This window comes from Butyricicoccus sp. AF18-9LB (genome assembly GCF_027684505.1).
Classification (GTDB): domain Bacteria; phylum Bacillota; class Clostridia; order Oscillospirales; family Butyricicoccaceae; genus Agathobaculum; species Agathobaculum butyriciproducens.
In genome coordinates, this window is record NZ_JAQCWA010000015.1 from 1 (window position 1) to 23,098 (window position 23,098).

Below are 23,098 nucleotides of genomic sequence, written 5' to 3' on the forward strand. Positions count from 1 at the left end.
TGCGAACAGGTTGCGAAAGATACGGAAGAAAAAATCCTCTGCCGTTCCCTTATTTCGCAGCGGTCACATGTCGGCAATCTGCGCCAAACTATCCAAGGGAAAGGGGTGATCCACAAGAGGGTGGAAACCGCAGTTTTTCAAAAGCAGTTTCCCTTCAATTATACGAAAAGTTCAAAGGTAGAACAAAAGTATAGCATTTCCCCTTTAAAATGCTTACAGTCTGTAATTTTGAAATCAGAAGTTTCAATAATGCAGTGTAAAGGATCTACGAAAAGCACCGTTTCAGGCCGTTTCAAAATTATAGTAGCCGAAATCTCTGGTGTCATTTGTGGTGTCAAAATCCAGGTGGCAGCAGCAGCTAACATGAAATGACACTATTTTAACGAAATTGATGTCATTTTTTAGATGATCTCGTCCGTATATCTAAGATGGGGATGGGCGAGTTTGCATTAAAATAAAGATTTAAGGCTCTAGTCTCCCTGTGTAAAAATTGATTAAATTTCCAAAATATGCAAAAACTGTTTGATAAAATCCACTGCATCTTTTAACAAGGGCCACAGCTTTGGTGCGTTGACGGATATCGAGCAAATTTGTGAAACCTTTGATAGCATATCAGAGAATCGTGATTTTTTCTTGTCCGTTTTACTTTCATGTGCCAATTCTCTTAAATCGACTTCTACTTTAGATAGTAGTTCCAGAACCTCTTTTTCCTTAACTACGTTGCTACGTTTTGCCGAATTAAATCCATATTGCACTTTTTCAAAAAGCGCCTCTAACTCATCGTTTTCGCCTTCAAAATATCCATCAAATTCACCGGCAACGACTTTTTCTTTTATTTGATTTACATCTTGCTGAATAGACTGCGGATTTAATGTCGAATCGGATTCTGTATAAAATAAAATATTATTTTGGTTTGCCATTGATATTCCTTCATTATTTTGAATATTTCCAACATTCCCGTTGATAACTATTCCCATATTAGATTCCTCCGTGATTATCCCTTCACGATACCATAATAATCTTCTCAATTCATCACAAGTTGTTGAATCGCTATAATCTTTCAATATTTTGGTGATTTCCCCGCTTTCTTTTTCATGATCAATTAGAATTTGAATAAATAGTATCACCAAGGGTAACTGTTTATCATCGTTCTCATCTAATTCTAAAAATGCACTTGCTATTGGATATAACATTTCCCCTAATGGATAATGTGCACTACAAATGCCTCTTAATATACCCATTTGCACAACTTGAGGGTAAATCAGAAAGTCTTCAAGAATATTTATAATATGATCCACATTTTCTTGAATATAATTTTCATCTTTAAATAATCCTGTATAGTACCATGCTAGACTTTTAGATGGTAATTTTTTTGCATCATATGGATTGATTTCAATTACTTTTACATTGACTTTTTCTAAAGTAGAAAAGGCCCATAAAGCATATCTTTGAATGCTGGTATCTTGCAACAAAGAATTCATCACGTTAGCGTTGATCAAATTCGAATAATCTCTCTTTTTTTGTCGATTATAATTACAGCCAAAAACTTTGGTTAACCACATTTTAGACAGAAAATCTTCCCCATCAACAATATGATTGATTTCTTGAGCGTTAAGCATATTTGAATTTGAAGAAAACAAGGTAGAGCATAAAGTATATGTTTGCTGTGATATTTTTGTATCTGGACATTTTTTATATAACTCGTGAAGCATATCCGAGTTATAAGATCTTGACACAATCGCCAATATCCAACTAATATTTTCTGCATCTTTTTCGAATCCAGATTTCAAGTTATGAATGCAACGATTTACCAATGCACGATTTTGTTTGTAAACAATGAGGTGATATGCCCATTTCCTGATTTTATAATCATCGTTCTGAACAACATCATATAGTACTGCACATAAATCTTTTGAACAGACATTATTCATACGTTGACCATATTCTAACTTAGTAATAAGATTCTGTAATGCAATTTTTATCAGTTGATTGTTGTTAGATACCAGATTTTTTCGTATTGAATCATATTCGGCCTTAGTGATATAAAATCCTCGCATTCCTAGCATAATGACCTCCATCATCATATCTAAAAATACGACACCCCGATCTTCAATTTTATGGAATTTATATCATAGCTCAATGATATACCATAAAAACTTAGATTAGGGTGCCACAGATATAATAATTATGGTGATATGAATCAAGGATTTATTTCTTTCTCACGTTTTTTGAAATCTAAATATCTTTCATAGTAATGAGTGGCTACTGCACTCTTCATATCAAAAGACTCAGTTTTATTGAAATAAATCCTTGTTTCTTTTTCATTAATAACAGTTTTTAAAACTTTTATCATGCCGATGCAACCCTGTTCTTTAACGATTAATGGAATTTGGAAACCTATTGGATAAATGCGTTTTTCACTCTTTATTGTATAGAATAGGTTTTCTTGCTCTTCAAGTATTTTATTTTCATTAGCGACAACCATAAACCAATTAAACTCAATAATCATACCCATGTAGCAAATCTCCTTTGAAATATCTTTTGATGTTAGAAATTATGTTAAAATTCTGTATTCTGCTTTTTCTAATAAAAGGATATCTTAGATTGCCTTTTTTGTCAAGGTGAATCATGTGTGACAAAAATATTATGTAGAAAGAATAAGTTTATGAACAACCGAACAATCCACCGAACCGCCCTGTCCGGGCGGTTATTTTTATGCCCTGAGATCGTCACTCACCATGCCCGCCCGCCGCCGGGATCTGTGCAGGCCATCAACCAACCATCAAAAGGAGGACAGCTTATGTACTATCACACCTGCCCCTACTGCGGGGCGAATTTGGACCCGGACGAACGCTGTGACTGCTTCTCCCGCATCCGTGGGAAATCCCCAAAGTGGAACAGCATGGACGGCGTGCGGGCGCGGGGGCGCAAGAGGTCCGGCCGTGTCCGCACTTAAACTCGGCAGTCTCTTTGACGGCATCGGCGTGTTCCCTCTCGCCGCGTCCCGCTGTGGCATTGTCCCCGTGTGGGCCAGCGAGATCGCCAGAGCGCCGGTATCCATCACCAAGCGGCATTTCCCTGAAATGCTGCATCTGGGCGATATTACGCAGATAGACGGCGGCAAAATACCGCCCGTGGATGTGGTCACGTTCGGCTCGCCGTGCCAAAATCTGTCGCAGATCGGCAACCGTACCGGTCTGGCAGGCAGTAAATCCGGCCTGTTCTATCAGGCCATGCGTATTATTGAGGAAATGAGGAATGCAACAGATAACCGGTATCCAGCTTTCGCTGTCTGGGAGAACGTCGCGGGAGCTTTTGTGTCAAATGACCGGCTGGATTTTGCAGCCGTGCTCCACGCATTCACAGGTACCGAGATTCCAATGCCTGATAGTGGTATCTGGGCGCACGCCGGAATGGTGCGAGGGGGACGGGCTGATACCGCTTGGCGGCTCATGGACGCCCAGTATTGGGGAGAACCCGCTCTTTCGCAGCGTAGGCGGCGGGTGTTCGTCGTGGCGGATTTTGCAGGAGAACGTGCCGCAGAAGTATTATTTAAGCCCCGCAGTATGCTCCCGTATCCTGCGCCTTGCGGCGAAAGCAGGCTGCCCGCCGCCCGCGGAGATCGAATACCTGCTGCTCAAGCAGGGCGGCAGGTACCCGTCGTGCGTCCCTTCCAGCTCCGGCGGATGCGGTCAATGGCAAAGCAGGGCGATCAAAAAGGTTTCCGCACGTGTTTCGGCAGAAACGGCGAACCCTTCCCAACTTTGCTTGCCAGTGTAGGTCAGCCCTTCGCATTCTGGTATGAGGGAAAAGAGCAGGACGGTTTTATCCGTGACCTTACGCCCTTGGAATGTGAACGGCTCATGGGCCTGCCCGAGGGCTGGACGGCATACGGCTGCAAGGATGAACCCATCAGCAACCATGCCCGCTGCTTTGCGCTCGGCAACGCGATCGCCCTGCCCTGCGCGGAGTATATCATGGCGGGTATCGCAGAAGTAATGACAGAATAAACCATAACAGCAGTTTGGAGGTAACATTATGAATTTACTGTTTGTAGTCCCGGACAAGGAAAAAGACCTTGGCAATCTGGAATTTGGCGGGCCGGAACAGGCCAGCCGTGAAGATAAAAAGCGTGTCGGGCGGCAGGAAGTTGTTGTCCAGCGGCGGTACAAGCTGTTTTCGGATGTACAGCGTGCGGACGATATCGAAGTCGTGATCCCGGCGCAGGCGGGCGAAAAACATTTTGACTATATGGAGCCGGTGCAGCTTGTCAACCCGTGGGTGACGGCGGAAGGTTACGCGATCAACGGGAATGGTTATATAGATTTTATTATCCACGCGGATGATATCATCAAGGCGTAAGGAAGAAAGGACGGGTATTGTTTATGGCAAGATTCGGAAATGGATTTACAGGGAGACATGTCCCTACGCTGGGTGAGCTGCGCTTTTCTTCCATGCGCCGTGAGGTCTATGTGCAGAATGAGGACGGTACGCGGTCGGATGTGGTAAAAGAACGTACCTACGATCTGAAAAGCAAAACGCAGGGCCGCATGATCCAGGTGAGTATCCCGGCCAGCGTCCCGGTCCGGGACTATCCGTATAATGCGGTGGTAGACCTCGTGGGCGCGAAATTCGGCGCTGTGGCGCACGCGACGTTCGGCGACAACGCAGATGTAGACTGGTATATCAAGGCGGAGGATATCGTATTGGTCAAGCCCGAACCGGCTTCTGCGCCGAACAGCGGGCAGCCCGCCCAGCCGCGCAAGGACAACCCGCCGGAGAAGAAAGCGTAAGTGATATGAAGCTTTTCCGGTATCGCGGCAAGCGTATCCGTCCGGCAGATAGGGATTTGGTGTTCCGGTCTGCCTGTTGTGTGGTGCTTCCGGTGTTCCTTGCGGCTTTCGCTTTACTCAACTTGAAAACCATCCTGCAAACAGACTGGCGCAGGCTGTTCATGCTGGGCGTCGGCGGCTTTGGTTGGCATATGCCGTATCTGCTGCTCAGTAGTATTGTGTCGGCGGCGGTTGCTGGGACAGTGCTTGTCCTGCTGTACCGTCTATTCCCGGATGTCGTGCGGCAGCTCATGCACCGTCAAAAGCTGGCGCGCATGGTGCTCGAAAATCAGTGGTACGAGCAGGCCGAACGGACAAAGCAGGACGGCTTTTTCAAGGATTTACCCAGTCCGGATACAAAAACGAAGATAGCCCGTTTTCCACGGATGTATTACCGCATGGAAAACGGGCTTTTGCATTTTCAAGTGGAAATCACGATGGGGAAATATCAGGAACCGCTGCTTCATCTGGAAACCAAGCTGGAAAGCGGCCTGTACTGCGAGCTGGTCAGCCGCGAGCTGCGGGACGGGTATGTGGAATATACCCTGCTTTATGACATGGTGGCAAACCGTATCCCGATTGCCGAAGCGAAAGCCGAGGGCGGGCGTCTACGGCTGATGAAGAACGTCTGGTGGGAGTATGACACGCTCCCGCACATGCTGATCGCAGGCGGTACGGGCGGCGGCAAGACGTATTTCATCCTGACGATCATCCAGGCGCTTTTACAGACCGATGCTGTGCTGCATATTTTAGACCCGAAAAATGCTGATCTGGCAGACCTGTCTACTGTGATGCCGGAGGTGTATTACCGCAAGGAGGATATTGCTGCCGGTGTCAGCCGGTTTTGCGACAGGATGATGCAGCGAAGCGAAAGCATGAAATCCATGCAGGGCTATAAGACCGGCGAGAACTACGCCTATCTCAGCTTGGAACCGCACTTTTTGATATTCGACGAATACGTCGCGTTCATGGAAATGCTGAACACGCGCGAACGTGAGGACGTATTAAACAAGCTCAAGCAGATTGTCATGCTGGGACGGCAGGTGGGATTCTTCCTGATCCTCGCCTGCCAGCGCCCGGATGCAAAGTATCTCGGTGACGGTATCCGTGACCAGTTTAACTTCCGTGTCGCGCTGGGGCGTATGTCCGAGCTGGGATACAGCATGATGTTCGGTGAAGTGAAGAAAGAGTTTTTCTTCAAGAACGTCAAGGGGTGCGGCTATGCAGATACCGGTAAGGGTGTCATTACCGAGTTTTATACGCCGGTCGTACCCAAAGGGTATGACTTCCTAAGGGAGATCGGCACACTGGCGGCTGGACTAAAGCAAGTGTGTTCAGATAGGGATATAATGGAGGATTTGCAGTGAATGACAAAGTAGAACGCTTCGTTACAACAAAGGATAGGGACGAAAATATTACGGGAATGGTGCTGTTTCCATACAATGAGGACAAGATAGCAACATGGTTTCATGTAAACGAGCTGGATGAATTGCAGTTCGTAGGAGGTTCGGCATCTGATCTCACCGTACCGGAATTTAATCAGGTCATGCGGGAAGCAGACGGACGGATGCAGAAGGTCGAAAGCAGTATTGACGCTGCTGTGCGTTTCCTTGAAGCGAAGATGCGGGATAATCCGGAGCAGAAAAAAGTTTCCGAAATGGTCTGGCTGGGGTTTGAGGATGCGGCAGTGTGGGAGTTCTGTATGCAGGACAGTTACCGTCCAGCGGATGAGCATGTCGAACTTTCCTTTTCCGGCATACTCCTGCAAGTGACATACCATGTATAGCATTTCTGTCTGCACGCCCCGCCCTGCCGCGCGCGGTGTGCAGCGCGAAAGCCGCCAGCGCGGCAAGGGCGGATGGCGGGCGCGGCGAAGCCGCGCCCGCGTGCCTGAACCCCCTGTATCTAACAGGGGGGTACAAATCGCCAATGGCCAGCCGCTTTACAAAGTAGAAACCCTGATGCCGTCTGGATTTTGGGCTTTTAAGGGTTATGTCAAAAACGGGCGTCAATGTCACATGACGCAGAAAGGAGACCATCTCATGGAAAACAACGAATGGATTTGGCATTTCCGTGAAGAACGGGAACGCAACGGTATTTCGCGCAAGGCGGTTGCCGCTGTTGCAGGTATTTCGCGTGAATACCTGTGCCGTCTGGAAACCGGAAAGCTGCCGGTGACAGACAAGACAAGGAAAAGGCTCGCCGCGGCGCTCAAGACCCTGTACCCAGACCCGCTTAACCTGATGATCGACTATGTGCGGGTGCGCTTCCCTACGATGGACGCAAGGCATATTATTGAAGATGTGCTGCGGCTCAAAATGAACTATATGGCGCAGGAAGATCACGGGCTTTATTCCTATTCCAGTATGTATGTGCTGGGCGATATTGCGGTCATGACTTCACCGATGGAGGAAAAAGGTGTGCTGCTTGAGCTTAAAGGCAAGGGCTGCCGCCAATTTGAAGCCTATCTGGATGGACAGAAAAGAAGCTGGATTGAATTGTTCCGGATGTTTCTCGATGAAAAAGCGGTTTTCAAGCGGATAGACCTTGCAATCAATGATCGGGCGGGGATTTTGGATATCCCCTATCTGTGTGATAAATGCGACCGCGGGGAATGTATCTCGGTATTCCGCAGTTTCAAGGCGTACCGCACGGGCGGGCTTGCACATCTGCGGGAGGAAAACAAGGAAAGCATGGGTGCGACGCTGTATATCGGCTCGATGCAGTCTGACTTGTATTTCTGCATTTACGAAAAGGCATATGAACAGCTTGTGAAAAAAGGAATCCCCGTTGAAGATGCGGAAGTCAAAAACCGGTTTGAAATCCGGCTCAAAAACGACCGTGCTTTCTATGCGGTTTATGATCTGGTGTCTAACGAAAGCCCCGAAGATACTGCATTCGGCATCATCAACCGGTATGTCCGGTTCGTGGATAGGGATAGCCGTAAGCCGCCCGAAGATTGGCCGCTGAATCATATGTGGTCGGTGTTTATTGGGGAACATCGTGACCGGCTCAAACTGACGACTGACCCTGAGCCGTACAGCCTTGAAAAAACGCTGAACTGGCTGTCCCATCAGGTCGCGCCGTCGTGGAAGATGCTGCTGGAGTTAGACCGCAAATGCGGGACAAATATCATGGAAGAAATGCTTGCGGCAACCGAGCTGGCAGATAAGCACCGCAAGATCATTGAACAGCAGCTTCAGGAAATCGGGGATGTTGTAATTACAGAATAAAATGCAAGCAAAAGTTTAATTACAAGCGGAATGGAGGAATATTAGCCTATGAATTTCGGCGTCAACCTTTACAACTGGTTTCTTACGAACGCCCAGTCTCTTGTGCTTATGGCGATCGTGGTGATTGGTATTTATCTCGGCTTTAAGCGCGAGTTTTCCAAGCTCATTGGTTTTCTGGTCGTGTCGCTGATCGCGGTCGGCCTTGTATTCAATGCGGCAGGCGTGAAAGACGTTCTGCTCACGCTGTTCAATCAGATCATCGGCGCATAAGGAATGGGGTGTGGATGTGCGCTATCGTCAAAACCGTATCAAGATGCTGCGCAGGGCGCGTGGTATCACAGTAAAACGACTTGCGGTACTGGTAGGCGTATCACAGAGTATGCTTACAAACTATGAAAATGGAAGCAGTATACCGAGAGATCAGGAAGTATGGGACAGGCTCGCAGTGTATTTCGGTGTGTCTGTCCCTTATCTCATGGGCTTTTGAGTTTGATGTAACGGCTGGTTTCAATGTGAGACCGGCCGTTTTTATGCCTGCATGGTGGAGGTGAGAATGGATTATGGAAGAAATGCGGGTATATGTAGCGAACCTCGGCAAATACAACGAGGGCGAGCTTGTCGGCGACTGGTTTGAACCGCCCATAGACTATGACGAAATGGCGGAGCGCATCGGCCTGAACGAATTTTACGAGGAATACGCCATCCACGACTACGAGCTGCCCTTTGAGATAGACGAGTACACGCCTATTGAGGAAGTCAACCGCCTGTGTGAAATGGTGGAGGATTTGCCGGAGTATATCCAGGATAATTTACGTGAACTGCAAGGCTATTTCAGCAGTATTGAGGATTTGTGCGACCATCAGGACGACATTATCTATTACCCCGGCTGCGAAGATATGGCGGATGTAGCGCGTCAAATGGTGGAGGAAGGTTATATCTCCGTACCAGACCACCTGATATACTACTTTGACTATGAAGCGTATGGGCGCGACTTATCTATGGAGGGTACGTTTGTTGAAACGCGGAATGGTGTGTTTGAGATCGCAGTTTAACCGTTTTCTCTTTCGCCCGCCGCTGTGAGAATGGTGTGGGGGTGTGTCCGGCTGTGGGTAACTGCATGGCAGTTATCCATAACCGGGCGCAGGGGGCGAGGAAAGACGCAGGCGGCGTGGGCCTCGTTCCTCGCCCCCTTACCCATATATTTTTGGAAAACAGGAGTTAGAACAAATGAATCATACTAAAGATGCCCGCCGTATCGGCCTTGTCGATGTGGACGGGCACAACGGTTTCCCGAACCTTGCGTTGATGCGGATTTCTGCATGGCACAAGGCACTGGGTGATATGGTCGAGTGGTGGGACGGGATGCTGCCCTATGACCGCATCTATATGAGCAAGGTGTTTACCTTTTCACCGGATAACGATACGGTCATGCAGTCGGATGAGATCATCAGGGGCGGTACCGGGTACAGGGATTACGGCAGCCTGCCGGAGGAAATAGAAGCCATGCCGCCGGACTACTCGATTTACCCGCGTTACCCGTATGCTGTCGGTTTCCTTACGCGCGGCTGTATCCGTTCCTGCCCGTGGTGTATCGTCCCGCGCAAAGAGGGCGGCATCCGCCCTGCCGCGACATGGCAGGAGATCAAGCGTCCGGACAGCCGGACGATCATTTTTTTGGACAATAATGTGCTGGCGCACGAGCACGGTTTGCAACAGATAGAGGAAATGGGCCATGCGGATGTGAAAGTGGATTTCAACCAAGGGTTAGACACCCGGCTTATTACACCGGAGATCGCCGCAATGCTCGCTAAGCTGCATTGGGTGAAGTATGTGCGGCTGTCCTGTGATACGTCTGATATGCTGCCTGTGATCGCGCAGGCCGTCGCCTATCTGCGGGAAGCCGGTATCGGTACACACCGCCTGTGGTCGTATATGCTGGTGCAGGATGTAGAGGAAGCGTATCACCGCGCGCTTGTCTTGAAAGCATTAGGCATCCAGCCATTCGCACAGCCGTACCGGGACTATGACGGCGGGTGTGAGCCGACAGCAGAACAAAAGCGGTTTGCCCGCTGGGTAAACCGCAAAGAAATATTCTATACCTGCGGCTGGCATGAGTACCGCAGACGGAAATAGAAAGAGGTGCAATGATGTGAAGAAAATACGAAGTTACAGCAGTATCTGGTCTGTTGAGAAAGTCATATACGCGATCAATGATATGCGCCTGCCGTTCCCCATCACCTTTTCGCAAATGGCTTGGTTTGTCGCCTGCGAGTTTGCGGTGCTGGCGCTGGGCGGACTGCCGCCGCTCTCCATGATAGACGGTGCGCTGCTCAAGTATTTCGGTATCCCCGTCGGCGTCACATGGTTTATGAGCCAAAAAACGTGGGACGGCAAGAAGCCGTTCAGCTTTGTCAAGTCGTATACGGCCTACCTGCTGCGCCCTAAACAGACCTTTGCAGGCAAGGCAGTAAAATTCCGCAAGGAGAAAACAGGACAGCCCATTACGGCGGTTAGGAGCGTGATAATAGATGCAGTATCCGATTAAATATATCGAAAACAACCTTGTCTGGAACCATGACGGGGAATGCTTCGCATACTATGAGCTTATCCCATACAACTACTCGTTTTTAAGTGTGGAACAGAAAGAAGCGGTACACGATGCGTTCCGTCAGCTTATCGCCCAGAACAGGGACGGCAAGATACACGCCCTGCAGATCAGCACGGAATCCAGCATCCGTGCGGCGCAGGAGCGTTCCAAGGCGTATGCTTCCGGCAACCTGCGGGAAGCGGCGCTGCGCCGCATAGACGGACAGACGGAAGCCCTTGTCTCCATGATCGGGGAAAATCAGGTGGACTACCGGTTCTATATCGGCTTCAAGCTGCTGCTGAACGAGCAGGACAGCGGGAATATCGGCCGTCAGGCGGCAAATATCTTTTCCGGTTTCCTGCGGGATGTGAACCATACCCTGATGGGTGATTTCGCATCCATGCCGAATGATGAAATACTGCGCTATCAGAAGATGGAAAAGCTGCTGGAAAGCAAGATTTCGCGCCGGTTTAAGGTGCGGCGGTTGGATAAGGATGATTTCGGCTATCTGCTGGAACACCTGTACGGGAAAAGCGGCACCGCGTATGAGGACTATGAATTTCATTTGCCCAAAAAGAAATTAAAGGGTGAAACGCTTGTCAAGCGGTACGACCTGATCAAGCCCACGCGCTGCCTGATGGAAGAATACGGGCGGTACCTGCGCATATCGCATGATGACTGTGAGGCGTATACTGCTTATTTCACGATCTCGGATGTGGTCGGGGAGCTGGATTTCCCGTCGTCCGAGATTTTCTATTATCAGCAGCAGCAATTCACGTTCCCCGTCGATACCAGCATGAATGTTGAGATCATCACCAACAAGAAAGCCCTGTCCACTGTCCGCAATAAGAAAAAGGAATTAAAGGATTTGGACAACCATGCGTGGGAAAGCGGGGACGAGACCAGCACATCAATTGCGGAAGCACTGGACAGTGTGAATGAGCTGGAAACCGAACTGGGGCAAAGCAAGGAAGCCATGTACAAGCTGTCCTATGTGGTGCGCGTCACCGCGCCGGACGAGGAAGAACTCAAGCGGCGGTGCAATGCGGTACGGGATTTCTACGACGATATGAACGTCAAGCTGGTGCGCCCGGTGGGTGATATGATCGGCCTGCACCATGAGTTTATCCCGGCAAGTAAGCGGTATATGAACGACTATATCCAGTATGTTACGAGTGATTTCCTTGCGGGTCTCGGTTTCGGCGCGGCGCAGATGCTCGGGGAAAAGGACGGTATCTATCTTGCCTATGGCGTGGACACCGGCCGGAATGTGTATTTGCAGCCCGCGTTGGCCAGCCAGGGCGTGAAAGGCTCGGTCACAAACGCGCTGTCTGCGGCGTTCCTCGGCTCGCTCGGCGGCGGCAAGAGCTTTGCCAATAACCTGCTGGTGTATTACGCGGTGCTGTACGGCGCGCGGGCGCTGATCGTAGACCCGAAAGCGGAGCGCGGGAACTGGAAGCGTGATTTCCCTGAGATCGCGGACGAGATCAATATTGTCAACCTGACCTCGGACGAGCGCAACCGTGGGATGCTGGACCCCTATGTCATCATGCGCCGCCCCAAGGACGCGGAAAGTCTTGCGATAGATATTCTCACGTTTTTAACCGGCATTTCCTCGCGGGATGGCAACCACTTCCCCATCCTGCGGCGGGCGGTGCGCACGGTCACGAACAGCAAACGGCGCGGCCTGTTCTGTGTCATTGAGGAATTACGCAAAGAGGGTTCACCGCTTGCGGTGAGTATCGCAGACCATATTGAGAGCTTCACGGACTACGACTTTGCGCACCTGCTGTTTTCGGATGGGAACATCAAAAAGTCCATCAGCCTTGAAAAGCAGCTCAATATCATACAGGTGGCCGATCTGGTGCTGCCGGACAAGGGTACTTCGTTTGAGGAATTTACGACGATGGAGCTTTTGTCTGTCGCCATGCTCATTGTTATCAGCACCTTTGCGCTGGATTTCATCCATACGGACAGGAGCGTGTTCAAGATCGTGGATTTGGATGAAGCATGGTCGTTCCTGAACGTGGCGCAGGGCAAGACGCTGGCAAACAAGCTGGTACGTGCAGGCCGCGCCATGAATGCAGCGGTGTATTTCGTCACGCAGAACGCGGCAGACCTCGCGGACGAAAGTCTGAAAAACAATATCGGTCTGAAATTCGCGTTCCGCAGTACGGACATTGTGGAGATCAAAAAGACGCTGGAATTTTTCGGCCTTGACCCTGAGGACGAGGGTAACCAGAAGCGGCTGCGGAACCTCGAAAACGGACAATGTCTGATGCAGGACTTATACGGGCATGTGGGCGTCGTGCAGTTCCATCCGGTGTTTGCGGATTTCCTGCATGGGTTTGACACAAAGCCGCCGATGAAAGCCGGGGTGGCAGTATGACGTACGGGAGATATAATTTCAGACAGATAAAGCGTACAGCGGTTGCCTTGCTGATGATAACGGCAATCGCTGTTTTGCTGTTTACTGCTTTTTGCCCGTCTGCGGGCGCGGTGGGGCTGGTGGATGATAGTGTGGATGCGGCGCACGAGTACAGCCGCTACCCGCTGGAAAATTACCAGCTTGACTTCTACGTTGACAACGGGTGGGATTGGCTGCCGTGGAACTGGATAGACGGCATCGGCAAGCAGGTCATGTACGGCCTGTACTGCATCACCAACTTTATCTGGACGATCAACCTGTATCTTTCCAACGCATCCGGCTATCTGGTGCAGGAAGCATACGGGCTGGATTTTATTTCAGATGCGGCGGACGAGATCGGCCGGAACATTCAGTCTATCGCAGGCATTTCGCCCAGCGGACTTTCTTCGGATGGGTTTTATGCGGGATTCCTCCTGCTGATTATCCTGATTGTTGGCGCGTATGTGGCTTATGTTGGTCTGATAAAAAGGGAAACCACAAAGGCCGTACGCGCGGTGATGAACATGGTGATGATCTTCGTGCTGTCCGGTGCGCTGATCGCCTATGCGCCGGACTGTGTGAAGCGCCTGAACGAGTTTTCCGAGGACGTCAGCACAGCGAGCCTTTCGGTTGGGACAAAGATCGTCCTGCCGGACGCGGAGAACAGCGGCGCGGACAGTGTGGATTTGATACGGGACAGCCTGTTTTCCATCCAGGTAAAGCAGCCGTGGCTGCTTCTGCAATTCGGCGATACGGACACGGACGCGGTAGGCGAAGAACGCATTGATAACATCCTATCCGCGAGCCCCAGTGAAAACAATGGCGAGGATCGGGAAAACGCAGTCAAGGCCGAGATCGAGGACAACGGGAATACAAACCTCACGGTTACGAAAACGGTGAACCGGCTCGGCACAGTGTTTTTCCTGTTCCTGTTTAATATCGGCATTTCGGTGTTCGTGTTCCTGCTTACCGGCATGATGATCTTCTCGCAGGTGCTTTTCATCATCTATGCGATGTTCCTGCCGGTGTCGTTTGTGCTCAGCATGGCGCCGACGTTCGAGGGCAGCAGCAGGCGCGCGGTAATCAAGCTGTTCAATACGATCCTGGCGCGGGCGGGTATTACGCTTGTCATCACGGTGGCTTTCAGCATTTCCACGATGCTGTACCGCATTGCAAGCGGCTATCCGTTTTTTATCATTGCGTTTTTGCAGGTGGTCGTGTTCGCGGGGATCTATTTCAAGCTGGGCGACCTGCTCAGCATATTCTCCCTCCATGACGACGGTGCCCGCGGCATGGGCAGGTATATCATGCACCGCCCGCGGATGTTCCTGCACCATCAGCTTCACAGGCTCAACCGTACCATGCGCGCGGCGACGGCCAGCAGACCGAATGATGGCGGCAGTGCGCAGAACAGCCGTTCCAGCAGCGCATCAGGGGGAGCATACCGGTACCGCAGTAACCGGCCGAACGGTGGAAGCAGCGGGGCATCACAGCCGGGTGCTGTACACAGTTTACCGGAAACATCTGCAAAGGAGATTACGTCTGGTGGGGTATCCCATACAGAGGGCTATGCGGATAAAGCCGTTTCGGCTGATGCAGAGAACCGCAGACCGGATGCCCCTGCGGTTTATCTGCTTGGCGCAGCGCGGCAAGTATCCGGACAGTCCGAAACGGATATGCCGCGGCAGGCAGCAGATTCGGATAGTGCAGCGCCGGACAGTGCGCACAGGGCGACAGAAAGCAATGCGCGCCCGATGGCAGTCCCGGTTTCTCACAACTATGATATTTCGGATAGGAAAAATATGAAACAGGCGGAGCAGTCGTCCATACACGCAAGGCCGGCCGTAGCAGCTCCAGCGGCAAAGCCGGTGCAGGAGGAAGGGCAGCGGACAGCGGCAAAACAGCCTGCCCCGCCACAGCAGGAGCGCCCTGTCAGCCCGGTACACAGTACAGAGACACAGCCGCATGAGCGTCCGGCAGCGGTGGCAGCGCCGAAACTCGTATCATCTACAGGTAATGCGTCAAGCAATCCAGCGCCGCACAAGCGTCCGCTGGCAGCACAGCCGGTAAGTACAGTCCAACAGGCCGCGCCGCAGACAGAAGCGGCAAAGCAGCCCGTCCATGTCGGGATCCGGAGGACGGATGCAGTAAACCGTCCGGCTGTGCGGCAGGACGCAGAGGGCAAGCCTGTTATGCCTATGCAGGAAAACCATGCCGCGCGGGAACAGGACAAACCGGCGGTTTCGCGGCCTGCGGTGAAGGGTTCGGTTGTATCAAAGCGGGCTTCCGCAAAAGGGAAGGCGGGAAAGGCACAGCGGAAAAATGCTTCCTCTCCGAAAAACAGGGGGGATAGCAATACCAGCCGTACAGACAGCACGAAGGACGGGGGCGGCGGCAGATGAAACTGAAATATCTTGCGCTGCCCCTTGCAGGGCTGTTTGCCGCCTTTTTCTGCCTGCTCCTGTTGGTTGCCCTCCTGTTTGCATCAGACGAGGACGGCGGCAGGGGCGGCATTTACTATGGCGGCGCAAACCTGTCTGCCGAGGTGCTGGCGCACAGGCCGATGGTGGAGCGGTACGCGGCGCAGTACGGCATTTCCGAGTACGTCGATGTCCTGCTTGCGATCATGCAGGTGGAATCCGGCGGTACGCTGGAGGACGTGATGCAGTCGTCAGAATCTATGGGCCTGCCGCCAAATTCTCTGGATACAGAAAGCTCAATCCGGCAGGGCTGTGAGTATTTCTCGGAGCTGCTTGCCAAGGCGGACCGGCTCGGCTGCGATCTGGACAGCGTGATACAGGCGTACAACTACGGCGGCGGGTTTCTGGATTATGTAGCGTCGCACGGCGGCAAGTACAGCTTCGAACTGGCGCAGGCGTTTGCAGAGGAAAAGTCCGGCGGGGTGCGTGTTACCTACAAGAATGAAATATCCATCGCGGAAAACGGCGGCTGGCGCTACAACTACGGCAATATGTTCTATGTCCGGCTGGTATCGGAGTATTTGTATGCCGCACAGTTTGATAACGAGACCGTAAATGCGATCATGAATGAAGCACTGAAATACCAGGGCTGGGAATATGTCTACGGCGGTGCGTCCCCGACAACATCCTTTGACTGCTCCGGCCTGACGCAATGGTGTTATGGCGTGGCGGGTATCACGCTGCCGCGCACCGCACAGGCGCAGTATGACGTGACCCGGCACATCCCGTTCGGGGACGCCCAGCCCGGCGATCTGGTGTTCTTTCAGGGGACGTATAACTGCGGCGATTATATCACGCACGTTGGGATTTATGTGGGCGATAACCGGATGTACCACGCAGGAAACCCGATCGGGTTTGCAGATTTGACCAGCGCCTATTGGCAGGCGCATCTGGTCTGTGCCGGACGGGTAGGACAATGAATGACGAAAGGCAGGAAAATGATATGTTCCAGAATAGAAACAAAAGTCAGGAGAAACAGAAAAAACCGCGTGTCCTCAGCATTGGGACGCGGCGGCCGGTGGTGATCGCGCTGTGGGCGCTGCTTATCTGCGCGTTTGCTTTCGCGGTGTATAAGGATTTTACAGCGGTGGATACGCATACCGTCCATGAAACGACGGTAGTGCAGGAGGAAGTCACGGACACGAATGCAATAGAGAGCTTTGTGACCAATTTCGCCAAGGTGTATTACTCATGGGAACAGTCTGCGGCTTCAATAGAGCAGCGCACGGAAAATCTGAAATATTATCTCACGGACGAGCTGCTGACCCTGAACGTGGACACGGTGCGCAGTGATGTGCCGGTATCTTCTAAAGTGGAAGATGTGCAGATTTGGTCTGTGGAAGAAATTGGGGATAAAGTGTATAAAATTGTCTATTCTGTGTCGCAAAATGTCATAAACGGGGAGGAAAGCAGTGTTATAACGTCTGTTTATGAGGTTTCCGTGTATGTGGACGATGCGGGCGATATGGTCATCATCCAGAGCCCTACAATCACGGGCAAGCCCCAAAAGTCCGGCTACGTTCCTGAAACTGCCGAGCCGGACGGTACGGTATCCGCGGAAGAAACTACGGAGATCACAGAGTTTTTGACCACGTTTTTCACGCTGTACCCAACGGCGACGGAACAGGAGCTTTCTTATTATGTCAGCGGTGGTGCGCTGCCGGTGATTGGGAACGACAGCTATGTGTTTGCGGGGCTGGTGAATCCGGTCTTTACCAAGAACGGCGATGCTGTGACGGCGAATGTGGCGGTGCAGTATCTTGACCAGCGGACGGGTATGACGCAGGTGTCGCAGTTTACGTTGCATCTGCGGCAGGTTGAGGGGAATTGGAAAATCAGTTGTTAATATTAGAAAAACCATCCGTCCAATGGGCGGATGGTTTCCTTTTTATCAGTCATAGCTGATTTTACCGTTCTTATCACAGGTTATAGACATAGTGAGTTTTTTCCCGCCTGCATAATTGAAAGTGCAGTAGCCGGATACTTTGTTCCCCGACCGCGACGAATCGCCGGAATAACCATACGAGGAGGAAGCGGACCAGCTATCGGCCGTTGCCTTAGAAGTTACAGTATCATACTGAAATGTTCCATTCAAATAGAACGTGCCGATATAGGTGTTTCCATGATAAGCATCAGCTTTAGATGTTGCGGTTTTCTGATAAATGGCTCTGGTTGCTGCTTCGGGAACATACTCAGTTAGCGTTACTTTCAGGTAATAGCCGTCTCCACAATCAATAATTGTGGTGTTGGAAACATCAGCAGCAAAGGCTGGAATTGTAAAACATACAAGCATAAGAACTGCTAAAACTATGGAACAAATACGCTTTTTCAAAATGAAGCCTCCTAATTTTCTAACATTTCATCAGAAATAAGTTGCCCGTCGCTTTCTGTGTTAGAACGAGTAAAATAGAAATCTCCGCGTATAACTTGCTGTGCATGTATGTAATATGCAGCCAGCAATAGTAACAATACGATTAAAATGCCTATTACGAGAGTAATGACAAATCGATGCTTGCGCTTGCTAACAGCAATTTCAGTCTCGTCAACGCTTTCCAGCAGTTGTTCTGCAATCTGCTCAGGATTACCAACTTTTGCACATAGTTCGTTGTATGACAATTCCGAATAAGCCGATAATTCCTGTTTCAATCCGTTCAATAACTTGGAGCGTGTTGCTTTAGAACAGATTAGTTTGCGGGAAACTGCACGTACATATTGACGCACAATCTTATCCTCCATCATGCGTTGCCACCTCCGGTGTTTTGATGAATTTGCTGTATCGCTTTAGACATTTCAGCATAAACGGCCTCTATCTGTCGCAAATACGATATCCCATCGGAAGTGATTTCGTAATACTGGCGGACACGGTTATCGTCTGAAATCGCTTTTTGGCCTTCGCACACATACCCTTGAGATAACAGGCGTTGGATTACAGGATAGAGCAGAGAAATAGTATATCTGCCATCACTGCGTTTAGATATCTCTCGCATCATCTCATAGACATACATTGGTTGCTCAGATAGCAACAAAAGCACGAGCAAGGGATTCAATGCGCGTTTGAAGTAATCTGCAAAGGAGTGGCCAGTATCCTTGGTAGATTTGCTTTCCTTTTTCATGGCGCCACCAAACATGTTTGTTGAAATTATACTATCACATCATTTCAGTTTCGTCAATATTTAGTATTGCTTAATAATTTGCATTTATATATAATTGGATTATCAAATTACATCATATAAAACAGTTTTTTACAAAGGGGTGATAGAAGAATATACTTTAGGAAGATTTACTATCTAATCGAGAAAGAAGGGTGAAGTATGTATAGTAAATGTAAAAGAATGGTTGGTTTATTACTGATCTGTGTCCTTGCATTGGGAGTTTCAGCCGCTGCGTTTGAAACGCAGATAGAGCCTCGTGATAATTGGCATGATTATACCGGTGAGCTTCCGGCGGATACTGGTGATGTGGAAGTTTCAACAGTTAAAAAGGCATATACAAACAACTATTTTGCTGTGTCTTGCAAATCATCGCGATCCGGATTAGGTTCTGTAAATGTTTGGACTGAAACCGGTTGGGGGGTAAATGCTTCATCTCCCAATCACCCCATTACCGCAAATGGAATAATTAATAATGTGAATTATACTAACAAACCGTCTATTCAAACTGAAGTCACACTGAATATTGATAATAATAGCGTTACCTCTACCACTTATCCAATTGAGGGTAGGTGGTCTCCATACTAAGCGTATTGCTATTATGAATTTAAGTTAAACGTATTGTATAACATATTATATGAAGATACCTTGGGGAGTGCTTATATGGCGACTTCCCAAGGTTATTTATGAGGTTAATATGAGTTGCTTAAGAATAGATATCAAAAGGTTATATAATTCAATTACTGTAAGGATAGTTTTGGGTGTGCTGTTTTTTTTAGCAATTGTAGATCCCTTATATTCTCGTTTTTTAACGCTTGATTCTATGTTTGCTTCATACTATGGAATCAACGCTTACCAGTATTGGCTTTTCAACTTTCCCGGTGGCATTGGATTTAAAGTTTATCATGCACTGTTTTTACTTCTTCCTGTATTATCGACTGGTTTTATTCTATTTTATGATCAGAAAACCTCTTTCAAAATATATAACATTGTTAAACAAGGTAGAGCAATATATTTGACTTCCAAGGTTATATCTGTGTTTCTTGTTACAATGGTAAACTCAATTGTCTCTTTTTCTATAAATATTTTAATAACATTTTCCATATTTCCACAAAATTCGATCATGACAGATGTCTATCGGATGTTTATTCCTATTGAACATTCTGCAGCAAATTTTTTTTACGAAATTTCACCTGTTTTATCAGCAGTTTTTTTCGCATTTTTAAATTCCCTGGCACTGTCTGTATTGGCGGCTTTAACTGTTATTATACATATGATATTTAGATTTCCAAACATATATGTGGCTTTTTTCGTTCCCTCTATTTTATGCCTATTAATAACTTATGGAAGTGACTTTTTACTACCTAAACGTTTTGTCTTACGAAATTTTTTGCAGCCGTTGAATTCGTGTTACGAAGGAGCTGCGCAGCTTAAGGACATACTATTGGTTTTAAGTGGATATTTTATTCTCGAAATATTATTATTTACGATTGCTTATAGAAGAAATAGGGATATAATATGATTCTATTTAGTCACAAAAGTAAATATTTTATTTGGGTGGGATTCCTTTACTTTATATTCCCGTTATTATGTATTTCTTTTTTTGCTGATACGCAAGATTTGTGGTTCAAAAACATTTTCTCAGACAAAACATTTGTTATGCTTATTATGCCTGCATTTGTGCTTGGTGCTGTCATAATAGATTCTTCTATCAGTCCAGTTATTATGGTACGTACAAAAAATAAGTTACATTCATTTACTTTGTTGCGTGATCAGCAGTATTGGTTTGCAATAATTTATACCATTATTTGGATGCTTTCTATCATTTTCATTACTCAGATTATTTTCGGAAAAATTTATGCAATATCCTTTTGGGGGTTAATTAGAGAATTTGCAAGATGTATTTGTGGATTTATTATATTTATAAATATATCTTTAATTATAAAAGTAAAATGCAAGAAAAAATATATGGCAGCATCATATATTGTAGTCTATATTTTTTTTACTGCAGAAATTTTTTCGATTGTTCCACTATTAAATAAGTTTTTCCCAATTAATATATATTTGATTTTTAGCTGGTTATTTAGAGATACTATAATAAGTTATTTAGTTATCGCCGGCTGGATAAGTGTTACATATTATCTTGGAAGAAAATCGTCCAAAAATATGGATGTCCTTTAAATGATAATAGTGTTGGAAAGAGGATATTATGCTTATTAAATTACAAGATGCTACAAAAATACTTGATCACAGATTTGTAATTAATAATATAAATTTTGAGTTTAAAAGTGGAAATATTTATGGGATTGTTGGACAAAATGGTAGTGGAAAGACAATGCTTCTACGAGCTATAGCAGGGCTAATCTGTTTAAATCGTGGTACTATTACTGTAGATGGCAAAGTTTTGAATAAAGATATATCTTTCCCGCCTGATATAGGAATCATTATTGAAAAGCCTGAACTATTACCATATCTTAGCGGGTTAGAGAATTTAAAATTACTTGCAGAGATAAGAAACATAATATCTTATGATGATATTAAGCATTATATGGATAAATTCGGATTAAATTTCAACTCCAAGCAGATTGTAAAAAAATATTCTTTGGGAATGAAACAAAAATTAGGAATTATTCAAGCAATTATGGAGGATCCTTCCTTACTTCTTCTTGACGAACCATTCAATGCGCTTGATGCAGAGTCGGTAGATATTTTGCGAAGTATATTACTTCAATACAAAGAACAGGGAAAATTAATCATTTTAACTTCCCATCATCAAGAAGATATAATGTCAGTCTGTAATCAAGTTATCCATTTACAGGATGGATGCATATTAAACTGATAGCAAAAATATCATAAAGATAATGCCGCTTCAAGATGAGGCGGCATCATTTCTGTTATAAGTGGTTATAATGTATTCTACTAATTCCGGCGTTAGTCCGCATATATCGGCTATTTGATAAAGAGTATAGCCGCATTGAGCATAGTCCTGAATCTCAGTTGCTGGATGCAACAGCAGCGCCATAAAACGGTTCGCTTCTGTTTCCAGCTTGTTTACAGAATAGAGCGTGTTTGCTCTCAGAAATGGTGTATTGCTTTTCGGGTGTAAGATTGCATGTCCTAATTCGTGCGCGCATACTTGCCGCTGTCGCTCTTTTGAAAGGTCTTGATTGATATGTATGAACTTGATTCTGTGTGTGCGGCTGTAATATCCTCTGATACTTCCAAGGGGTTCGTGGAGAACTCGAATACCGAGTTTTGCAGCGATTGTGAACGGGTCTCTGGTATCACATTTTCGGCATAACATATCGACCTTATGCTTTATTGACAATATGCAGCACCTCTATTTCATTTCCGGTACTTTTTTGGAGTAAACTTTTGCTTGGCAATCCGTTTGGAAATTTCAAGCTGGTTTTGCAGGCTAATGCGCAGGAGTTCCCGCGTTTCATCGTCGATTGGCTCACCATCAAACATCAGGCTTGCTTCGGCGTCGCCAAGATCACCTAAAATCATATCCAGTCTTTTTGCTATGTCACGCTCGTCCCGCCTTGTCAGGACGGGCGTTTCTTTTTGCTCCATGTTAAGTAAAAATTCAATCGGCACATTTAGGTAATCGGCAATTTTTGAAAGGTTTTTAGTAGAAAGGTTTTTCTTTCGTCCCACTTTGAGATCGGACAGCGATGCACGGCTTATTTTACATTGCCTGCATAGCTCTGTAACTGTAATTCCTTTTTCCGCGCACAATGCAGCTATTTTGTTGTACAACTCTGACATAAAATCACCCGTCCATTTGTAGTATATGCCAAAATTACGTAAAAACGAAATTTTACACGTTGACACTTACGCGACAGAATAATATAATTCACTCATAGATTTCGCTAAAACGTAATTTATAGAACAAATATATAATATTACACTTTTATGTAAATGTCAATAGAAAGGAAGTAGTTGACCATGAAAAAAAGGGAACTTTGCTCGTTTGGTAAAAAAATTAACCATCGGCTTATTGCTCTTGAGCAAAGCAAAGGCTGGCTGATCGAAGAAGTCAAGCGGCACACAGGGTTATATTTTGACCGCTCCTATCTTCGCAAAATCGAAACCGGACAGCTTGCGACGCCGAAAATCGTGGATGCGATATGCGAAATACTTGGCATCGCTGTTCAGGGTGATTATACCAAAAGGAAAGACCAATAAAATGTACTTTTTGAAAAAGGAAAGCGGATTACATATGCACCTTGAAAATTGAATATACAGGCAGCAGATACAAAACTGTTTGCGCCGAGCTGCGGTACCCATGCGCGGGGACGCCGGACAAGTCCGGCAGAGCGGTAAACCATGACGGTACGAAATACGGGGCGGCACCCGTAAAGCGACGACACGCAGACAGATAATGAGACTTCCGCCCAGCCACAG

29 protein-coding genes are annotated in these 23,098 nt (G+C 47.5%); 22 read left to right on the forward strand and 7 right to left on the reverse strand.

Annotated elements, in window-relative coordinates; genetic code table 11:
- The coding region (locus tag PGY33_RS09505; protein WP_270478386.1) for a hypothetical protein at positions 1 to 372 on the forward strand (372 nt) is incomplete at its 5' end.
- A 122-nt stretch (positions 373 to 494) separates the two neighbouring features.
- Here the strand turns inward: PGY33_RS09505 and PGY33_RS09510 are convergent.
- Positions 495 to 2,066, reverse strand: a complete 1,572-nt coding sequence (locus PGY33_RS09510; RefSeq protein WP_117492392.1) for a hypothetical protein — start codon at positions 2,064 to 2,066, stop codon at positions 495 to 497.
- Between the two features lie 134 nt (positions 2,067 to 2,200).
- Positions 2,201 to 2,515 (reverse strand): DUF2584 family protein, encoded by a 315-nt coding sequence (locus PGY33_RS09515; RefSeq protein ID WP_117492390.1) that lies wholly within the window; start codon positions 2,513 to 2,515, stop codon positions 2,201 to 2,203.
- Between the two features lie 285 nt (positions 2,516 to 2,800).
- On the opposite strand from PGY33_RS09515, the gene PGY33_RS09520 reads away from it, so the two are divergent.
- From PGY33_RS09520 to PGY33_RS09590, 16 genes are all read left to right on the forward strand, one after another.
- Complete coding sequence (locus PGY33_RS09520) at positions 2,801 to 2,956, forward strand: hypothetical protein (protein WP_158557260.1); 156 nt, start codon at positions 2,801 to 2,803, stop codon at positions 2,954 to 2,956.
- Positions 2,943 to 4,010: a DNA cytosine methyltransferase gene (locus tag PGY33_RS09525; RefSeq protein WP_117492388.1), complete on the forward strand. Its 1,068-nt coding sequence runs from the start codon at positions 2,943 to 2,945 to the stop codon at positions 4,008 to 4,010. The genes PGY33_RS09520 and PGY33_RS09525 overlap by 14 nt, the downstream gene beginning before the upstream one ends.
- A 28-nt stretch (positions 4,011 to 4,038) precedes the next feature.
- Positions 4,039 to 4,362, forward strand: coding sequence for a YdcP family protein (locus tag PGY33_RS09530; protein WP_117492386.1), 324 nt, complete (start codon positions 4,039 to 4,041; stop codon positions 4,360 to 4,362).
- Between the two features lie 23 nt (positions 4,363 to 4,385).
- Positions 4,386 to 4,793, forward strand: a complete 408-nt coding sequence (locus PGY33_RS09535; RefSeq protein ID WP_117492384.1) for a YdcP family protein — start codon at positions 4,386 to 4,388, stop codon at positions 4,791 to 4,793.
- Positions 4,794 to 4,798: 5 nt separating this feature from the next.
- On the forward strand, positions 4,799 to 6,199 hold the full coding sequence (locus tag PGY33_RS09540; RefSeq protein WP_117492382.1) for an FtsK/SpoIIIE domain-containing protein: 1,401 nt from the start codon (positions 4,799 to 4,801) through the stop codon (positions 6,197 to 6,199).
- Complete coding sequence (locus tag PGY33_RS09545) at positions 6,196 to 6,618, forward strand: hypothetical protein (RefSeq protein ID WP_117492380.1); 423 nt, start codon at positions 6,196 to 6,198, stop codon at positions 6,616 to 6,618. Before PGY33_RS09540 ends, PGY33_RS09545 begins: the two co-directional genes overlap by 4 nt.
- Positions 6,619 to 6,874: 256 nt before the next feature.
- Positions 6,875 to 8,065 carry an XRE family transcriptional regulator gene (locus PGY33_RS09550; protein ID WP_117492378.1) on the forward strand — a complete coding sequence of 397 codons (1,191 nt, stop codon included), beginning with the start codon at positions 6,875 to 6,877 and terminating at the stop codon, positions 8,063 to 8,065.
- A gap of 48 nt (positions 8,066 to 8,113) precedes the next feature.
- A complete protein-coding gene (locus PGY33_RS09555) occupies positions 8,114 to 8,335 on the forward strand; it encodes a hypothetical protein (protein WP_110436175.1) in 222 nt (73 codons plus the stop codon).
- A gap of 43 nt (positions 8,336 to 8,378) precedes the next feature.
- Positions 8,379 to 8,552, forward strand: a complete 174-nt coding sequence (locus PGY33_RS14510) for a helix-turn-helix domain-containing protein (protein ID WP_382737162.1) — start codon at positions 8,379 to 8,381, stop codon at positions 8,550 to 8,552.
- Between the two features lie 70 nt (positions 8,553 to 8,622).
- Positions 8,623 to 9,117, forward strand: coding sequence for an antirestriction protein ArdA (locus PGY33_RS09560; RefSeq protein WP_442861144.1), 495 nt, complete (start codon positions 8,623 to 8,625; stop codon positions 9,115 to 9,117).
- Between the two features lie 175 nt (positions 9,118 to 9,292).
- Positions 9,293 to 10,198, forward strand: coding sequence for a radical SAM protein (locus tag PGY33_RS09565; RefSeq protein WP_117492376.1), 906 nt, complete (start codon positions 9,293 to 9,295; stop codon positions 10,196 to 10,198).
- A 16-nt stretch (positions 10,199 to 10,214) separates the two neighbouring features.
- Positions 10,215 to 10,610: a conjugal transfer protein gene (locus tag PGY33_RS09570; RefSeq protein WP_117492374.1), complete on the forward strand. Its 396-nt coding sequence runs from the start codon at positions 10,215 to 10,217 to the stop codon at positions 10,608 to 10,610.
- Positions 10,594 to 13,041 (forward strand): ATP-binding protein, encoded by a 2,448-nt coding sequence (locus PGY33_RS09575; protein ID WP_117492372.1) that lies wholly within the window; start codon positions 10,594 to 10,596, stop codon positions 13,039 to 13,041. The genes PGY33_RS09570 and PGY33_RS09575 overlap by 17 nt, the downstream gene beginning before the upstream one ends.
- The gene (locus tag PGY33_RS14515) at positions 13,038 to 15,461 is read left to right on the forward strand and encodes a CD3337/EF1877 family mobilome membrane protein (RefSeq protein WP_382737126.1); all 2,424 of its coding nucleotides are present in this window, start codon (positions 13,038 to 13,040) and stop codon (positions 15,459 to 15,461) included. Before PGY33_RS09575 ends, PGY33_RS14515 begins: the two co-directional genes overlap by 4 nt.
- A complete protein-coding gene (locus PGY33_RS09585; RefSeq protein ID WP_117492370.1) occupies positions 15,458 to 16,459 on the forward strand; it encodes a bifunctional lytic transglycosylase/C40 family peptidase in 1,002 nt (333 codons plus the stop codon). The genes PGY33_RS14515 and PGY33_RS09585 overlap by 4 nt, the downstream gene beginning before the upstream one ends.
- A gap of 23 nt (positions 16,460 to 16,482) precedes the next feature.
- On the forward strand, positions 16,483 to 17,385 hold the full coding sequence (locus PGY33_RS09590) for a conjugal transfer protein (protein WP_117492395.1): 903 nt from the start codon (positions 16,483 to 16,485) through the stop codon (positions 17,383 to 17,385).
- A 45-nt stretch (positions 17,386 to 17,430) separates the two neighbouring features.
- On the opposite strand, the gene PGY33_RS09595 is transcribed toward PGY33_RS09590, so the two are convergent.
- The 3 genes from PGY33_RS09595 to PGY33_RS09605 are packed head-to-tail and all read right to left on the reverse strand — an operon-like array spanning position 17,431 to position 18,652.
- A complete protein-coding gene (locus PGY33_RS09595) occupies positions 17,431 to 17,871 on the reverse strand; it encodes a hypothetical protein (RefSeq protein ID WP_110436182.1) in 441 nt (146 codons plus the stop codon).
- 11 nt (positions 17,872 to 17,882) lie between these two features.
- Positions 17,883 to 18,278, reverse strand: a complete 396-nt coding sequence (locus PGY33_RS09600) for a hypothetical protein (protein ID WP_110436183.1) — start codon at positions 18,276 to 18,278, stop codon at positions 17,883 to 17,885.
- Complete coding sequence (locus tag PGY33_RS09605) at positions 18,275 to 18,652, reverse strand: PadR family transcriptional regulator (protein WP_158574423.1); 378 nt, start codon at positions 18,650 to 18,652, stop codon at positions 18,275 to 18,277. The genes PGY33_RS09600 and PGY33_RS09605 overlap by 4 nt, the downstream gene beginning before the upstream one ends.
- 198 nt (positions 18,653 to 18,850) lie before the next feature.
- Here PGY33_RS09605 and PGY33_RS09610 point away from each other — a divergent pair, with 198 nt between their 5' ends.
- The 4 genes from PGY33_RS09610 to PGY33_RS09625 all read left to right on the forward strand — a co-directional run bounded on the left by PGY33_RS09610 (position 18,851) and on the right by PGY33_RS09625 (position 21,527).
- Positions 18,851 to 19,276: a hypothetical protein gene (locus PGY33_RS09610; protein WP_147323851.1), complete on the forward strand. Its 426-nt coding sequence runs from the start codon at positions 18,851 to 18,853 to the stop codon at positions 19,274 to 19,276.
- Positions 19,277 to 19,385: 109 nt separating this feature from the next.
- Positions 19,386 to 20,210, forward strand: a complete 825-nt coding sequence (locus PGY33_RS09615; RefSeq protein ID WP_110436185.1) for a hypothetical protein — start codon at positions 19,386 to 19,388, stop codon at positions 20,208 to 20,210.
- A complete protein-coding gene (locus tag PGY33_RS09620) occupies positions 20,207 to 20,869 on the forward strand; it encodes a hypothetical protein (protein ID WP_118285584.1) in 663 nt (220 codons plus the stop codon). Before PGY33_RS09615 ends, PGY33_RS09620 begins: the two co-directional genes overlap by 4 nt.
- A 28-nt stretch (positions 20,870 to 20,897) precedes the next feature.
- Positions 20,898 to 21,527, forward strand: coding sequence for an ABC transporter ATP-binding protein (locus PGY33_RS09625; protein WP_117555250.1), 630 nt, complete (start codon positions 20,898 to 20,900; stop codon positions 21,525 to 21,527).
- A 30-nt stretch (positions 21,528 to 21,557) separates the two neighbouring features.
- On the opposite strand, the gene PGY33_RS14520 is transcribed toward PGY33_RS09625, so the two are convergent.
- Both PGY33_RS14520 and PGY33_RS09630 read right to left on the reverse strand, forming a co-directional pair.
- A complete protein-coding gene (locus PGY33_RS14520) occupies positions 21,558 to 21,992 on the reverse strand; it encodes an ImmA/IrrE family metallo-endopeptidase (RefSeq protein ID WP_110437197.1) in 435 nt (144 codons plus the stop codon).
- Between the two features lie 41 nt (positions 21,993 to 22,033).
- Positions 22,034 to 22,459, reverse strand: a complete 426-nt coding sequence (locus PGY33_RS09630; RefSeq protein WP_117492477.1) for a helix-turn-helix domain-containing protein — start codon at positions 22,457 to 22,459, stop codon at positions 22,034 to 22,036.
- A gap of 180 nt (positions 22,460 to 22,639) precedes the next feature.
- On the opposite strand from PGY33_RS09630, the gene PGY33_RS09635 reads away from it, so the two are divergent.
- Entirely contained in the window at positions 22,640 to 22,879 is a 240-nt protein-coding gene (locus PGY33_RS09635; protein WP_117492475.1) for a helix-turn-helix domain-containing protein, read from the forward strand.
- The last annotated feature ends 219 nt before the right edge of the window (positions 22,880 to 23,098 follow it).

What these genes read in the sequence shown, in the direction of transcription:
- PGY33_RS09510 (WP_117492392.1), bottom strand. Translation starts at nt 2,066, where the DNA reads ATGCTAGGAATGCGAGGATTTTATATCACTAAGGCCGAATATGATTCA.
- PGY33_RS09515 (WP_117492390.1), bottom strand. Translation starts at nt 2,515, where the DNA reads ATGGGTATGATTATTGAGTTTAATTGGTTTATGGTTGTCGCTAATGAA.
- PGY33_RS09520 (WP_158557260.1), top strand. Translation starts at nt 2,801, where the DNA reads ATGTACTATCACACCTGCCCCTACTGCGGGGCGAATTTGGACCCGGAC.
- PGY33_RS09530 (WP_117492386.1), top strand. Translation starts at nt 4,039, where the DNA reads ATGAATTTACTGTTTGTAGTCCCGGACAAGGAAAAAGACCTTGGCAAT.
- PGY33_RS09535 (WP_117492384.1), top strand. Translation starts at nt 4,386, where the DNA reads ATGGCAAGATTCGGAAATGGATTTACAGGGAGACATGTCCCTACGCTG.
- PGY33_RS09540 (WP_117492382.1), top strand. Translation starts at nt 4,799, where the DNA reads ATGAAGCTTTTCCGGTATCGCGGCAAGCGTATCCGTCCGGCAGATAGG.
- PGY33_RS09550 (WP_117492378.1), top strand. Translation starts at nt 6,875, where the DNA reads ATGGAAAACAACGAATGGATTTGGCATTTCCGTGAAGAACGGGAACGC.
- PGY33_RS09555 (WP_110436175.1), top strand. Translation starts at nt 8,114, where the DNA reads ATGAATTTCGGCGTCAACCTTTACAACTGGTTTCTTACGAACGCCCAG.
- PGY33_RS14510 (WP_382737162.1), top strand. Translation starts at nt 8,379, where the DNA reads ATGCTGCGCAGGGCGCGTGGTATCACAGTAAAACGACTTGCGGTACTG.
- PGY33_RS09565 (WP_117492376.1), top strand. Translation starts at nt 9,293, where the DNA reads ATGAATCATACTAAAGATGCCCGCCGTATCGGCCTTGTCGATGTGGAC.
- PGY33_RS09575 (WP_117492372.1), top strand. Translation starts at nt 10,594, where the DNA reads ATGCAGTATCCGATTAAATATATCGAAAACAACCTTGTCTGGAACCAT.
- PGY33_RS14515 (WP_382737126.1), top strand. Translation starts at nt 13,038, where the DNA reads ATGACGTACGGGAGATATAATTTCAGACAGATAAAGCGTACAGCGGTT.
- PGY33_RS09585 (WP_117492370.1), top strand. Translation starts at nt 15,458, where the DNA reads ATGAAACTGAAATATCTTGCGCTGCCCCTTGCAGGGCTGTTTGCCGCC.
- PGY33_RS09590 (WP_117492395.1), top strand. Translation starts at nt 16,483, where the DNA reads ATGTTCCAGAATAGAAACAAAAGTCAGGAGAAACAGAAAAAACCGCGT.
- PGY33_RS09600 (WP_110436183.1), bottom strand. Translation starts at nt 18,278, where the DNA reads ATGATGGAGGATAAGATTGTGCGTCAATATGTACGTGCAGTTTCCCGC.
- PGY33_RS09605 (WP_158574423.1), bottom strand. Translation starts at nt 18,652, where the DNA reads ATGAAAAAGGAAAGCAAATCTACCAAGGATACTGGCCACTCCTTTGCA.
- PGY33_RS09610 (WP_147323851.1), top strand. Translation starts at nt 18,851, where the DNA reads ATGTATAGTAAATGTAAAAGAATGGTTGGTTTATTACTGATCTGTGTC.
- PGY33_RS09615 (WP_110436185.1), top strand. Translation starts at nt 19,386, where the DNA reads ATGAGTTGCTTAAGAATAGATATCAAAAGGTTATATAATTCAATTACT.
- PGY33_RS09620 (WP_118285584.1), top strand. Translation starts at nt 20,207, where the DNA reads ATGATTCTATTTAGTCACAAAAGTAAATATTTTATTTGGGTGGGATTC.
- PGY33_RS09625 (WP_117555250.1), top strand. Translation starts at nt 20,898, where the DNA reads ATGCTTATTAAATTACAAGATGCTACAAAAATACTTGATCACAGATTT.
- PGY33_RS14520 (WP_110437197.1), bottom strand. Translation starts at nt 21,992, where the DNA reads ATGTTATGCCGAAAATGTGATACCAGAGACCCGTTCACAATCGCTGCA.
- PGY33_RS09630 (WP_117492477.1), bottom strand. Translation starts at nt 22,459, where the DNA reads ATGTCAGAGTTGTACAACAAAATAGCTGCATTGTGCGCGGAAAAAGGA.
- PGY33_RS09635 (WP_117492475.1), top strand. Translation starts at nt 22,640, where the DNA reads ATGAAAAAAAGGGAACTTTGCTCGTTTGGTAAAAAAATTAACCATCGG.